Raw genomic sequence first — 11,848 nt, 5'->3', positions numbered from 1 at the left:
GTAAATATGCAGCGTTTTGCGATTGGGATAGAGTTTTGCGGTGTGCGCTATAAAGGCTGGCAAACCCAGCAGCCGGGCGTGCCCAGCGTGCAGGAAACTCTCGAAAAAGTCCTCAGCAAAATCGCCAATGAGCCCATTGTTCTCCATGGCGCAGGCCGCACCGATGCGGGCGTGCATGCCACCAATATGGTGGCGCATTTTGATACTGAAGCCATCCGCCCGATCCGCGGCTGGCTGATGGGCGCCAACAGCACCCTGCCGAAAGACATTGCCATTCAATGGATCAAGGAAATGGATCAGGACTTCCATGCGCGCTTTAAGGCTCAGGCGCGCCGCTACCGCTATGTGGTGTACAACAATCCGCAGCGCCCGGCGCTGCTGCATAAGCAGGTCACTCACGCCTACTATCCGCTGGATGTCGATAAAATGATTGAAGCGGCGAAAAAATTTGAAGGCACGCATAATTTTGAAAGCTTCCGCGCAGCGGCCTGCCAATCCAATCAGCCTGTCCGCCATGTCCGCCACTGCCGCCTGATCCGCCACGGCTGCTATTTGGTGCTGGATATTCAGGCAGACGGTTTTTTACATCATATGGTGCGCAACATCATGGGATGCCTGCTGGAAATCGGCCAAGGCATGTATGGCATTGACCATATTGACGAGATTTTCGCAGCTGAAGACCGCAAAGCGGCCGGCATTACCGCTCCGCCGGATGGCCTATACTTCATTCACGCCGACTATCCTGAACAGTATGCATTGCCGAAAGTGCCTTTGGGGCCGCATTGGCTGAATATGCCTGAGTAATTTATTTTCATAATATTTACCTCCCCGAACCCCTCCTGAAAGGAGGGGGAATTCCGCCCTTTTTTAAAGGGGAGCTTAGGAGGGATTTTTTAACGCTGCTTGCGCTTACGGTATTCCACCGGTGTTTCATTGGTCCAGCGCTTGAAGGCCCGATAGAAAGTGCTTGGCTCTGAGAAGCCGGTCAAATATACAATCCGCTCGACACTTTCACTGGTATTGGCCAAAAGCTTTTTCGCCAAACGGCAGCGGTAATCCGACAAGATCTGCTGAAAACTGGTGTTGGCTTCCGACAGCTGCGTACGCAGGCGCCGCGGCGTAATGCTCAGCTGCGCAGCCACTGTTTCCAAAGTCGTTTCACCGCTCTCCAGTGTTGAACCAATTGCACGGCGCACTTCGCCGACCAAATCATAACGCGCCAATTCCTGCAGCTTTTCAATCGCCAGCTGTTCATGCAGCTGCAAAAGCTCAGGCTCCGCCTGCCACAGCGGGTATTCCAGAATGCTTGGATCAAAGTACAGGCGGGTTTCTTTCTGCCCTAAGCTGACCGGACATTCATACACGCGGAAATACTCATCATCCGGCGCGCCTTGGCTGTAGTTGAAGTCGATATACAGCGGCTGGAAACGCCCCTCGGTAATGAATTTAAAAAAGCGCAATACGCCTGACATCGCGCATTCAGAAAAGTGGCGATTGACTAAATTCTCTGACCACGGCTGTATGCCGTTGGTCAAATAGCAACGGTCATCCTCAACCACCAGCGTGGCATGAAAAGCATCGCTGATCAGGCGCTGATAAGCCAAAGCGCGTTTCAGCCCTTCACCAAAGTTTTCAGATGAAACAAACAGATGCTCAATCACCTGGCCGCGGTACAGCGGCAGGTGCTCGCCTAAATGCAGGCCGATATCTGAGTCTTTACTGACTTCTTCAGCCGCCACCCAAAACGCATACTGCGCATTTAAAGGCGTACGGTCATTGGCTTCCACTTGCCCTAAGGCCACGCCTGCTTTCGTTAATATTTCTTCTGTTGGCAAACCGGCTCGACGAATCGCCTGGTAACCCAATCGCAGTACTACGGATGCATCGGTTAGCTGACTCACTCAAAAACCTTCCTTGTATGTACTTCATTTATACCCAAAAAGATTCAAATTAGATTAACTGCGATTGACCGAACTGACAACATGCTTAAGCGTTTTTTTGTAGAAAAAGTTTAACCGTTGTGTTCGCAATTTTACTCACAGATGATTATTCTGACGCCCATTTCATCTTGTTTTTAGCAAAAAAATTGACTATAATTTGCGCCTTTCCAATTTATTCATTCAGGTAGGCTATGGCCAATAAAGAGGAACTCATCGAGTTCGAAGGCGTTGTCACCGAGACGCTTCCTAATACTATGTTCCGTGTACGTTTAGAAAACGGTCATGAAGTGATTGCTCACATCTCTGGCAAAATGCGCAAACACTATATCCGCATTTTGACTGGCGACAGTGTTAAAGTTGAAATGACACCTTATGACTTAACTAAGGGTCGCATCACTTATCGTGCGCGTTAAGTTTTAGCAGAAGCAGAAAAGCCGCTGATCAAGTGGCTTTTTTTATGCCCTTTTGAAAATAAGGATGAAAAATTGACTCAAAATCCGCTTTCATTTACAGGGTAAAATCATAAAAATTCAATGAATTCAAAATCAAATAACAATGAAATTCAGCAATATGAAAACCCTGGTTTTGCTTGCGCCAATCCTGTGCAGCGCCTTTTCGACAAGCAGCCCGAATAAACTCAGCCGATCACTGCGGCACGATATCGGGCAATCTGCAGATCAGGTTCAAACGGCTTCATTTGCATCAGCTGGGCAATAAAGTTTCCGGCGCCCCCGTACAGACTCAAGAAAAGCTCAGCTATACCCTTTTGCGCAATATGCCTCTTCCGATCGGAACGCCCAATCTAGGCACCAGCACAGCCATGGGCGCGCCTCTTCCTACGCTATCCCATGGCCATCTGATTATTGATCTGAAATATCAAATCGACTTCATGCTCCGGGATAACCGGGTTGAATCGATCCATTTTGCCGGAAAGGCCTGCTGATCAAACCGCATTTAAGATATTGAATGGATCCGACTGATTCACCGTGTATCAAATGACTACAGTATTACTGCGGAGAATCTGCTTAAACTAAACTTATTTCGTGAGGAATTTACCCATGAAATTAAGCAAAATGCATTTCACGCTTAAATTGGGATGTTTATCCATGTTAAGCGCCATCATATTGGCTAGCTGCACCACGGCACCCACAAGCTCCGCATTTGAGCGTCAGCGCTATCTGGAATCGTTTATCGGCAAATCAAGCGAAACCATTCAGTCCCAGCTTAATTTAAGCCAGCTGGGCTATCAGAACATCAGTGCTGGAAAATTATCGCCTGACCGCCTGACTTACCGTGTCGCGCGCCCGATCAGCATTCCTATCCCGATGGCTGACAATCCCGCCCTCGGGCTCGGGAGCGGCTCAGCTGTGCCGATTCCGAGCAGCGCAAACAGCTATGACGTGGATCTCAGCTGCATCATTGAATTCAGTCTAAAAAACAGCATTGCCACTGATGTGCGGCTCACCGGCCGGACCTGCTGATTCCGCGCTGAGCATGCATGATTTTAAGCATAAAAAAACGCAGCTGAAATGCTGCGTTTTTCCGTTCAGTTCGGGCTTAGTTCAAGGCCGCAACAACAGCTTGACCCATTTCCACTGTGCCGACTTTCTGCATGCCTTCTGACATGATATCCGCAGTACGCAAGCCTTGATCCAAGACATTGCCCACCGCATCTTCAATCGCTTTCGCTGCCGCTTCTTCACGGAAAGTATAGCGCAGCATCATCGCCACAGACAGAATCGTCGCCAATGGGTTAGCAATATTTTGACCTGCGATGTCCGGTGCAGAACCATGGCAAGGCTCATACATGCCTTTGCCGTTCTCATCGAGAGAGGCAGATGGAAGCATGCCGATTGAGCCGGTCAACATTGCCGCCTCATCTGACAGAATATCGCCGAACAAGTTGCCGGTTACGATCACGTCAAACTGTTTCGGCGCACGCACCAATTGCATTGCCGCATTGTCCACATACATATGAGACAAGTTGATTTCTGGATACTGCTCTTCTTTCAGCGCCGTTACGGTTTGCTTCCACAATTCAGTCACTTCAAGCACGTTGGCTTTGTCCACAGAGCATACTTTGCCGCCGCGCAAATTCGCCATTTCAAACGCGACTTTGGCAATGCGCTTGATTTCTGATTCAGCATAAACGTCTGTGTTGAAGCCTTGTTTTTCGCCGTTTTCAAGCTCACGGATGCCGCGCGGCTGACCGAAGTAGATACCGCCAGTCAATTCACGGACAATCAGGATATCCAAGCCCGACACAATTTCAGGTTTCAAGCTTGAAGCATCTGCAAGTTGCGGATAAAGAATTGCTGGGCGCAAGTTGGCAAATAAGTTTAATTCTGAACGGATTTTCAACAAGCCACGTTCTGGACGGATTGAGCGTTCAATCGTATCCCATTTTGGACCGCCCACAGCACCTAACAAGATCGCATCGGCTTTTTTTGCTTGCGCAGCAGTCACAGCTGGATAAGGTGAGCCATGCGCATCAATTGCCGCACCGCCCAGCAAGCCTTGTTCCCAAGTCAAATCCAAATTGAATTTTTCATTTACGCGGGTCAGCACCTGCTCTGCAGCTTTAACAATTTCAGGGCCAATGCCATCGCCAGCTAAAATCAAGATTTGTTTTGACATGAGGGGTTCCATTTATAATGGCCAGTATTGACCAACTAGTTTTTTACAATTTTTTTTCTACAAACTCGCCAAGTCCATTCAAAACATTGTACGGTTTGCAAAAACGCCGAATAATTTTCTTTTCCTGCATCAAATCCACACACAGCGGATCCGGCGCAGAAACATTCAATAAGCTGCCCTGCCGCTTCGAACGATCACGGTACATGTTAAAACTGTACGCTTGCTTCGGCCTGAAATTGTGAATCACATGCAGGCTCTCTGCTTTATCCTGTGAAATGGGATAAAAGCGGATCACCACTTCATGCTGGCCCGGAGGCACAGAGAGATACACTGGATTAGGCTCAGAAAGCGAATGCCCGCTTAAACGGACAATCCCGGCTTTTATGGCGCCGCGCTGCACTTGATGTCTGTCTGCATCAATCACTGTTAATTGATCCAAACGCTCAAACTCACAATGCGATGGCCCCGCACAAAAAATTAACGCATGATTTTTTGTAATTTCGGTTTCTTTTACATTGTTTAACCGTGCAGTGTTGACACTTTGGCAGGCTGCCAATGCAGCCGCCAATGCCCCGAGCAAAGCAAATCGTCCAAAACGCTTATTCATGACCGGAATCCAACCTGACAAAATCTGGCAATATGTGACTATAATTATTCCCTGATATTAGCAAGTCTTCTTCAGCCTGACTATAGCTCAATGCGTCAAACACTTAGCCTTTAATTTCAGCAAATACCCAAGGGCGCGCTGCTTTGGTTTTTTCTTCATAAGCGCGAATATCATCTGCGGCTTGTAAAGTTAAACCAATGTCATCTAAACCATTCAATAAACAGTGTTTACGGAATGGATCAACTTCAAATTTAAAGGCTTCACCTGATGGGGTACGCACTTCTTGCGCGTCCAAATCAATAGTTAGCTGATAGCCTTCCGTTGCTGCACATTCTTTAAATAATTGATCAACAATCTCTTCAGATAAAATCACTGGCAACATGCCGTTTTTAAAGCTGTTGTTAAAGAAAATGTCGGCATAACTTGGTGCAATTACAGTACGGAAACCGTATTCATTTAAGGCCCAAGGTGCATGCTCACGGCTTGAACCACAACCAAAGTTTGCACGTGAGATTAAAATACTCGCACCTTGATAACGTGCTTGGTTCAAGACAAAATCCGGATTTTTAGGACGTTTTGAAATATCTTGCCCCAAATAACCTTCATCTAAGTAGCGTAATTCATCAAATAAGTTATCACCAAAACCGGTGCGCTTGATTGATTTCAAGAACTGTTTTGGAATGATTAAATCTGTATCGACATTGGCACGGTCTAAGGGTGCAACGATACCTTGTTCAACGATATATTTTTTCATGTTTATTTCTCACTGAATCCGTAACCTCTCCCTTGCGAACTCAGAATTATTCTGAGGATGCTCATCTCCTACGAAGATAGGAAACTCCTTCTCCCTCTGGGAGAAGGCTGGGATGAGGGCTTAAACTAGAATGTACGCACATCAACAAAATGACCCGCAATCGCTGCTGCGGCTGCCATCGCTGGGCTGACCAAATGCGTACGTCCGCCATTGCCTTGACGGCCTTCGAAGTTACGGTTCGACGTTGAAGCACAGTGCTCACCCGGCTGCAATTTGTCGGCATTCATTGCCAAGCACATTGAGCAGCCTGGTTCACGCCATTCGAAACCGGCTTCGATTAAGATTTTGTCCAAGCCTTCCGCTTCCGCTTGCGCTTTCACTAAACCTGAACCCGGCACGACCATCGCCTGTTTGATGCTTGCCGCCACTTTTTTGCCTTTGGCAATTTCAGCAGCCGCGCGGATATCTTCAATACGTGAGTTGGTACATGAACCAATGAATACGCGATCTAACTGAATGTCTGCCAACGCCTGACCCGCAGTTAAACCCATGTATTGATACGCACGTGTCCAGTCATTGCGCTGCACGTCATCTTTGGCTTGTTCTAAGGTTGGCACGGCCTGAGAAACAGGAATGACCATTTCAGGTGAAGTGCCCCAAGACACTTGCGGCTCAATCTCTTCACCTTGCAATACAACGACTGTGTCAAAGTGCGCATCTTCATCTGAATGCAAGGTATTCCAATAGGCCACTGCGGCATCCCACTGCTCGCCTTTCGGTGCATAAGGACGGCCTTTCACGTATTCAATGGTTTTTTCATCTACTGCTACCATGCCGACACGCGCGCCGCCTTCAATCGCCATGTTGCAGACCGTCATACGGCCTTCGATCGACATATCACGGAACACTTGACCGCCAAATTCAATCGCATGACCGGTGCCGCCTGCAGTACCGATTTTACCAATGATGGCCAAAACCACATCTTTCGGGGTGACGCCTTGACCCAATTTACCGTCTACGCGTACCAACATGTTTTTCATTTTCTTTTGAACTAAGCATTGGGTTGCCAATACATGTTCAACTTCTGATGTGCCAATCCCGTGCGCCAAGCAGCCAAATGCACCGTGTGTCGCGGTATGTGAGTCGCCGCAAACAACGGTCATGCCCGGCAAGGTTAAACCTTGCTCAGGCCCAACCACGTGTGCAATCCCTTGACGTACATCATTGATATCAAACTGCACCACATTAAAAGTTTTACAGTTGTCATCTAAAGTTTGTACCTGAATACGAGAAGTATCATCTTCAATTCCGGCAATCCCTTCAGAGCGTTCTTTTTTAGAAGTCGGTACGTTATGGTCAGGCGTTGCCACGTTAGCGCTTAAGCGCCAAGGTTTGCGACCCGCAAGCTGAAGACCCTCAAACGCTTGTGGTGAAGTCACTTCATGTAATAAATGACGATCGATATACAATAATGAAGAGCCATCATCCCGCTGTTTGACTAAATGGTCATCCCACAATTTATCGTATAAGGTTTTTTTAGTTTGGATTTCTGCTTTTGGGGTTTCGCCTGCCATGTCGATATGCTCCACTGGACTGGGTAAATTCTTTCGTTAAATTGATTATAACCACGTATTCACATAAATCTAATTTATCATTTTTATTAGTTTGAAAACTTTTTGGAATTACAATTTAAGCATTCAAAAAACAATTGCATCGTTCTGCATGGCATTCTTTGAGCCTGCAATTTTATTGGTTTTCCAGCCTTTCAACCGGCGCAAAAACCATGCATTCGCCCATGCCTTGGAACAGGCAAATTTCCCAGAACGGGCTTGCTCATGCGCAAGCGATGGCTGCGGTTTTTTGGTAGTTCATCAGCCATGCCGCCTTAACTTCAGGCAAGCAGAACCCGCACAGCACTGAAACTGCGCCAAATGCATTTCAATCGAAGAGCCGGTTTAGAGCATGCGCACCGTACAGCCTCAACACCGGCTTTATACCGATGAATCTTCCTGATGCCCTGCCAGCTGTTCAATGGCCCGAATCAGTTCAGCCTTGGCGGCGCCGCATTCTGCAGCCGCCTGGTTTTCATCGTCTTCATCATCCGCCAGCTCATACACAGCGGAACGCCGTTCGACTGTGCCTTCGAATATATCTAAAAGATATTTAACATGTTTGATATCCATTGCACTCACCCTGCAGGAAAGAGCGTTTACCGCACCCTTTCCCCCAAATTCAGCATTTATGAAACCGATGCAAAATAATCCAAATTCCGCTTTTACTTTTATAATGAGACTTATTATCATTTAAAAGCATTCTAAAGCAATGATAGAGGAACGACCTATGGCGAATATTCAAAAGTTTGTTGACTGCAACCAAAAAACCTTAAAAAAGACCTTCAGTTATTACATTATGCACATCACTGTCGCCATGCTGGTAGGCTACTTTGTAACAGGCAGTTTAGCGATGGCGATTGCCCTGAGCCTGCTGGAACCGACCGTACAGGCCGTGGCATTTTTCTTTCACGAAAAACTCTGGGAACGTAAAGCAGCGCAGTAAAACCGTACGCGTTCAGCTGCCATGGCTGCATGCTTACTGCAGTTCCTCTATAGCCGCCTGCGGGCGGTTTTGCTTTGACCTCGGCCGCCCGATTTACGGACGGACTGGAATATAATGCTTGATTTCAGCCTTTCAACCCGGCGCTGCAGGATACGATTTTAGTCTAAGGCCAAGACGCTGATTTTTACACAGTTCCCTCTCATGCGCTCAGCAACGGCATTCATACGGCATTGGATGATCATACTGCAAGCCCTTGATCTGAAATGCATCACAAGATTTTTGACACAGCATCCTGCATCAATGCGGTTTCTGCCGGCCTTCAGCTGCCAAATGCATGAATGAGCCGTAAATGCTTATATTTACATCAATAGATACAACATTTCCTTTGATTAATTCTTAAAATTTCTGAATAATAAAATTACCATAAAAAATCTTTATAGGTAATTTAAGATGAATCTCGCCGCCTTTGAAGCCTTTGTAAAAGTCATGGAAACAGGATCGATTTCTCTGGCCGCCGATCAGCTTTTTATTACCCAACCTGCCGTCACCAAGCGCATTCACAGCCTTGAAGAATATTTTGGCGTCAAATTGTTTGAGTCTGCCGGACGCGGCGTGCAGGCGACGCATGCTGCGCACTCTTTGCTGCCGAAAGTCAAAAACTGGCTGAATGAGCTGGGGGATATTCACAATACCTTGAGCCATGAACAAGGCGAAGTGCGCGGCAAGCTGAAAATCGGCACCAGCCACCATCTGGGCCTGCATCATTTGCCAAGCCATTTGCGCAGCTATGTGCAGCATTATCCTGAAGTCACGTTGGATGTGCATTTTGTCGATTCTGAGCAGGCGCATGAGCAAGTGCTGGCCGGCGATTTAGAACTGGCGTTCCTCACCCTGCCGCCGCAGCTGGATGACCGCCTGAAATATGTCACCATTTGGAATGATCCGCTGGTTTTTGTGGCCGCGCCTTTTCATCCGCTGGCGCAAAAACAGAATTTAAGCCTGGAAGATCTAATCCAGTATCCAAGCCTGCTGCCGGCTTCGCAAACCTATACCAGCCAGATCACTTTGGCGGAATTTGAAAAGCAAGGCGTCAAACCCAAAATCACCATGAGCAATAACCCGCTGGAATCTATCCGCATGCTGGTCTCAATTGGCTTGGGCTGGTCGGTCTTGCCTCAAACCCTGCTGAATCCGGATTTAAAGCAATTGGATATTAATTTAGAAATGAACCGCCAGCTGGGCATGGTCTGGCATCCGGGACGCACGCAGTCTAAAGCGGCAGAAGCGCTGGTCGACAGCATGAAATCGCTGTAAAAACCGCAGCAATGCAAATAAAAAACCGCCCTTGAGGCGGTTTTTTTACGGCCGAACACAGTCCGGCAGCTTTGGCTGCATGCATGCGCTGATTAATTCAATGAATCTTCATGCAGCGATTCATTGAGCTGATCGACAATAATTGCCCAGCTGCCATCCGATTTTATTTTTTCCGCTAGAAACTGGCGCTGACTTTCCGTCCAATAATCCGCTTCAGTAATTTTCGTTTGCGCATTCAGCTGGTGCGTTGCAATAAACAGCTCAATCGCTTTCTCGCTCGAATCCAAGCCCAGCTGTTCAAAAAGGTTGGTCATTCTTGGGCGTACACTCATTGCTCATCTCCTTCTGCTTTACTCATGATTGCTTGGCAATTATGTTTTAACTTAAGGATATAACATGGATGCGCACGGCGCTCAACTGCTTAAATCAACGCTCAATATTTCAAAAAAGGCATAGTCAGCATCATCAGCATGCCTAGACCGCCCAAGATCAGATTCGGAATCCGGCCCAGCTGAATGCCAGTCCACCATTTTGCGGAAGATTCAAATAAGAGGAAACGCGCGGGCCCATAAAAAATGCAGTCCATTCCGCTTCAGAACGTCCTGCAGATCAATTTTCACGGATCATTTTAAATCATCACACCAAGAGATTGCGGCCGGCAGCCGCCTCAAAGGCGTTGCCCACGCTTTCAGGTTCAGATCGACCAGTCCTGAATGGCCCAGCCTTGTTCCTGAGCCAAAGCCTCCAGCCGCTCATCCGGATTCACGGCAATTGCATGGTTGGCATATTCCAGCAGGAAACGGTCATTGATGGAATCTGAATAGGCCCAAGACTCTGTCACATCACGGCCTTCCAGCCACTGATCCAAACGCGCCAATTTGCCTTTCTGATAGCAGGGAATATTAATCACTTTGCCGGTGTATTTGCCGTCCACCACTTCAGCATTGGTGGCGATGATTTCGGTAATGCCGAATTCACGGAAAATCGGCGCGGTAATAAAATCCGAAGTGGCTGTAATGCCCACCAAAGCATGGCCCGCTTCCTGATGGCGCTGAATCGCTTTAAAGCCTTCAGGGCGCATTTGCGGGCGGATCACTTTTTGCATGAATAATTGATGCAGCTCAGTCAAATAGGCGTTGTCATGCTGAGTTAGAAATTCAAAAACAAATTCATTATAGGCAATCGGATCGAGCTGGCCAGCTTTGTAATCTTCATAAAATTTATCGTTCATGGCGCGGTGGCGGATAGGGTCAACCAGGCCTTCATTGACTAAAAACTCCCCCCAAGAATGGTCCGAGTCGGTATTTAATAAGGTGTGGTCTAAGTCAAACAGCGCCAATTTCATGAAAATACTCGTAAAAGCTTAAATTTAAGAAAAAATTTGTAAATCTATCTCCGCTAGTCGATAGAAATTCGTTAAGATCATAGCAATTTTAACATTATTTACACTTTGCTTTATCCGAGTTGGATGCAGAAATAACAATCCCCGGATGCAAAGTCATAAATTACACAATATTTAGGTAGCCAAATGATCGACTCAGAAGGTTTCCGACCCAATGTCGGGATCATTTTGGCAAACGAATCCGGTCAGGTTTTATGGGCAAAACGCATTGGTCACAATGCATGGCAATTTCCGCAAGGAGGTATTCAGTATGGTGAAACCCCCGAACAGGCACTTTTCCGTGAACTGAGAGAAGAAGTTGGCTTATTGCCCGAACATGTCGAGATTATCGCGCAAACTAAAGGTTGGCTGCGTTACCGTTTGCCAAATCGATATATACGGCCAGACTCTGACCCCGTATGTATAGGTCAAAAACAGAAGTGGTTTTTGCTGAAGCTGACCGCTTCAGTGCAGCATATTCAGCTGGATTTATCAGATCCGCCTGAATTCGATCAATGGCAATGGGTAAGCTATTGGTATCCGCTGGGTCAAGTGGTCAATTTCAAACGCGATGTGTACCGCAAAGCGATGACGGAGCTGTGCACGCAGCTGCCGCAGAAAACATAAAAAAATCGCATAAAAAATGCAGATTTTTGAGA

General features: G+C 47.2%; 16 protein-coding genes. 7 read left to right on the top strand and 9 right to left on the bottom strand.

Annotated features, from left to right (window positions below):
• The first annotated feature begins 6 nt into the window (after positions 1 to 6).
• Positions 7 to 804: a tRNA pseudouridine(38-40) synthase TruA gene (truA, locus tag ACE3T3_RS07215; protein ID WP_374665451.1), complete on the top strand. Its 798-nt coding sequence runs from the start codon at positions 7 to 9 to the stop codon at positions 802 to 804.
• Between the two features lie 89 nt (positions 805 to 893).
• On the opposite strand, the gene ACE3T3_RS07210 is transcribed toward truA, so the two are convergent.
• Complete coding sequence (locus ACE3T3_RS07210) at positions 894 to 1,901, bottom strand: AraC family transcriptional regulator (RefSeq protein ID WP_374665449.1); 1,008 nt, start codon at positions 1,899 to 1,901, stop codon at positions 894 to 896.
• Positions 1,902 to 2,131: 230 nt separating this feature from the next.
• Here ACE3T3_RS07210 and infA point away from each other — a divergent pair, with 230 nt between their 5' ends.
• From infA to ACE3T3_RS07195, 3 genes are all read left to right on the top strand, one after another.
• Positions 2,132 to 2,353 carry a translation initiation factor IF-1 gene (gene infA, locus ACE3T3_RS07205; RefSeq protein ID WP_001284370.1) on the top strand — a complete coding sequence of 74 codons (222 nt, stop codon included), beginning with the start codon at positions 2,132 to 2,134 and terminating at the stop codon, positions 2,351 to 2,353.
• Positions 2,354 to 2,715: 362 nt separating this feature from the next.
• Positions 2,716 to 2,883, top strand: a complete 168-nt coding sequence (locus ACE3T3_RS07200) for a hypothetical protein (RefSeq protein ID WP_374665447.1) — start codon at positions 2,716 to 2,718, stop codon at positions 2,881 to 2,883.
• Positions 2,884 to 3,046: 163 nt separating this feature from the next.
• On the top strand, positions 3,047 to 3,421 hold the full coding sequence (locus tag ACE3T3_RS07195; RefSeq protein WP_374665445.1) for a hypothetical protein: 375 nt from the start codon (positions 3,047 to 3,049) through the stop codon (positions 3,419 to 3,421).
• Positions 3,422 to 3,497: 76 nt separating this feature from the next.
• Here ACE3T3_RS07195 and leuB read toward each other — a convergent pair whose 3' ends face one another.
• The 5 genes from leuB to ACE3T3_RS07170 form a co-directional block, all read right to left on the bottom strand.
• Positions 3,498 to 4,577: a 3-isopropylmalate dehydrogenase gene (gene leuB / locus ACE3T3_RS07190; protein WP_374665443.1), complete on the bottom strand. Its 1,080-nt coding sequence runs from the start codon at positions 4,575 to 4,577 to the stop codon at positions 3,498 to 3,500.
• A gap of 43 nt (positions 4,578 to 4,620) precedes the next feature.
• A complete protein-coding gene (locus ACE3T3_RS07185) occupies positions 4,621 to 5,184 on the bottom strand; it encodes a hypothetical protein (protein WP_374665442.1) in 564 nt (187 codons plus the stop codon).
• A 103-nt stretch (positions 5,185 to 5,287) separates the two neighbouring features.
• Positions 5,288 to 5,938: a 3-isopropylmalate dehydratase small subunit gene (gene leuD, locus ACE3T3_RS07180; protein ID WP_374665440.1), complete on the bottom strand. Its 651-nt coding sequence runs from the start codon at positions 5,936 to 5,938 to the stop codon at positions 5,288 to 5,290.
• A 125-nt stretch (positions 5,939 to 6,063) separates the two neighbouring features.
• Positions 6,064 to 7,512 carry a 3-isopropylmalate dehydratase large subunit gene (gene leuC, locus ACE3T3_RS07175; RefSeq protein ID WP_374665438.1) on the bottom strand — a complete coding sequence of 483 codons (1,449 nt, stop codon included), beginning with the start codon at positions 7,510 to 7,512 and terminating at the stop codon, positions 6,064 to 6,066.
• Positions 7,513 to 7,929: 417 nt separating this feature from the next.
• Positions 7,930 to 8,121 (bottom strand): hypothetical protein, encoded by a 192-nt coding sequence (locus ACE3T3_RS07170; protein ID WP_374665436.1) that lies wholly within the window; start codon positions 8,119 to 8,121, stop codon positions 7,930 to 7,932.
• A gap of 157 nt (positions 8,122 to 8,278) precedes the next feature.
• Here ACE3T3_RS07170 and ACE3T3_RS07165 point away from each other — a divergent pair, with 157 nt between their 5' ends.
• Positions 8,279 to 8,494, top strand: coding sequence for a DUF2061 domain-containing protein (locus ACE3T3_RS07165; RefSeq protein ID WP_374665434.1), 216 nt, complete (start codon positions 8,279 to 8,281; stop codon positions 8,492 to 8,494).
• Between the two features lie 450 nt (positions 8,495 to 8,944).
• Complete coding sequence (locus ACE3T3_RS07160) at positions 8,945 to 9,808, top strand: LysR family transcriptional regulator (RefSeq protein WP_374665432.1); 864 nt, start codon at positions 8,945 to 8,947, stop codon at positions 9,806 to 9,808.
• Between the two features lie 92 nt (positions 9,809 to 9,900).
• Here ACE3T3_RS07160 and ACE3T3_RS07155 read toward each other — a convergent pair whose 3' ends face one another.
• From ACE3T3_RS07155 to ACE3T3_RS07145, 3 genes are all read right to left on the bottom strand, one after another.
• Positions 9,901 to 10,140 (bottom strand): DUF2789 domain-containing protein, encoded by a 240-nt coding sequence (locus ACE3T3_RS07155; protein WP_374665430.1) that lies wholly within the window; start codon positions 10,138 to 10,140, stop codon positions 9,901 to 9,903.
• A gap of 101 nt (positions 10,141 to 10,241) precedes the next feature.
• A complete protein-coding gene (locus ACE3T3_RS07150) occupies positions 10,242 to 10,394 on the bottom strand; it encodes a hypothetical protein (protein WP_374665428.1) in 153 nt (50 codons plus the stop codon).
• Positions 10,395 to 10,502: 108 nt separating this feature from the next.
• Positions 10,503 to 11,153 carry an HAD family hydrolase gene (locus ACE3T3_RS07145; RefSeq protein ID WP_374665426.1) on the bottom strand — a complete coding sequence of 217 codons (651 nt, stop codon included), beginning with the start codon at positions 11,151 to 11,153 and terminating at the stop codon, positions 10,503 to 10,505.
• Positions 11,154 to 11,336: 183 nt separating this feature from the next.
• Here ACE3T3_RS07145 and ACE3T3_RS07140 point away from each other — a divergent pair, with 183 nt between their 5' ends.
• Complete coding sequence (locus ACE3T3_RS07140) at positions 11,337 to 11,816, top strand: RNA pyrophosphohydrolase (protein ID WP_374665424.1); 480 nt, start codon at positions 11,337 to 11,339, stop codon at positions 11,814 to 11,816.
• Positions 11,817 to 11,848: the final 32 nt, after the last annotated feature.

Source organism: Acinetobacter sp. (assembly GCF_041919735.1).
Classification (GTDB): Bacteria; Pseudomonadota; Gammaproteobacteria; order Pseudomonadales; family Moraxellaceae; genus Acinetobacter.
This window is presented reverse-complemented; position numbering and strand designations above follow the sequence as displayed.

Excerpts from the sequence above, each read along its gene's own strand:
- truA (WP_374665451.1), top strand. The coding sequence starts at position 7 with ATGCAGCGTTTTGCGATTGGGATAGAGTTTTGCGGTGTGCGCTATAAA.
- infA (WP_001284370.1), top strand. The coding sequence starts at position 2,132 with ATGGCCAATAAAGAGGAACTCATCGAGTTCGAAGGCGTTGTCACCGAG.
- ACE3T3_RS07200 (WP_374665447.1), top strand. The coding sequence starts at position 2,716 with ATGCCTCTTCCGATCGGAACGCCCAATCTAGGCACCAGCACAGCCATG.
- ACE3T3_RS07195 (WP_374665445.1), top strand. The coding sequence starts at position 3,047 with ATGTTAAGCGCCATCATATTGGCTAGCTGCACCACGGCACCCACAAGC.
- leuB (WP_374665443.1), bottom strand. The coding sequence starts at position 4,577 with ATGTCAAAACAAATCTTGATTTTAGCTGGCGATGGCATTGGCCCTGAA.
- ACE3T3_RS07185 (WP_374665442.1), bottom strand. The coding sequence starts at position 5,184 with ATGAATAAGCGTTTTGGACGATTTGCTTTGCTCGGGGCATTGGCGGCT.
- leuD (WP_374665440.1), bottom strand. The coding sequence starts at position 5,938 with ATGAAAAAATATATCGTTGAACAAGGTATCGTTGCACCCTTAGACCGT.
- leuC (WP_374665438.1), bottom strand. The coding sequence starts at position 7,512 with ATGGCAGGCGAAACCCCAAAAGCAGAAATCCAAACTAAAAAAACCTTA.
- ACE3T3_RS07170 (WP_374665436.1), bottom strand. The coding sequence starts at position 8,121 with ATGGATATCAAACATGTTAAATATCTTTTAGATATATTCGAAGGCACA.
- ACE3T3_RS07165 (WP_374665434.1), top strand. The coding sequence starts at position 8,279 with ATGGCGAATATTCAAAAGTTTGTTGACTGCAACCAAAAAACCTTAAAA.
- ACE3T3_RS07160 (WP_374665432.1), top strand. The coding sequence starts at position 8,945 with ATGAATCTCGCCGCCTTTGAAGCCTTTGTAAAAGTCATGGAAACAGGA.
- ACE3T3_RS07155 (WP_374665430.1), bottom strand. The coding sequence starts at position 10,140 with ATGAGTGTACGCCCAAGAATGACCAACCTTTTTGAACAGCTGGGCTTG.
- ACE3T3_RS07150 (WP_374665428.1), bottom strand. The coding sequence starts at position 10,394 with ATGGACTGCATTTTTTATGGGCCCGCGCGTTTCCTCTTATTTGAATCT.
- ACE3T3_RS07145 (WP_374665426.1), bottom strand. The coding sequence starts at position 11,153 with ATGAAATTGGCGCTGTTTGACTTAGACCACACCTTATTAAATACCGAC.
- ACE3T3_RS07140 (WP_374665424.1), top strand. The coding sequence starts at position 11,337 with ATGATCGACTCAGAAGGTTTCCGACCCAATGTCGGGATCATTTTGGCA.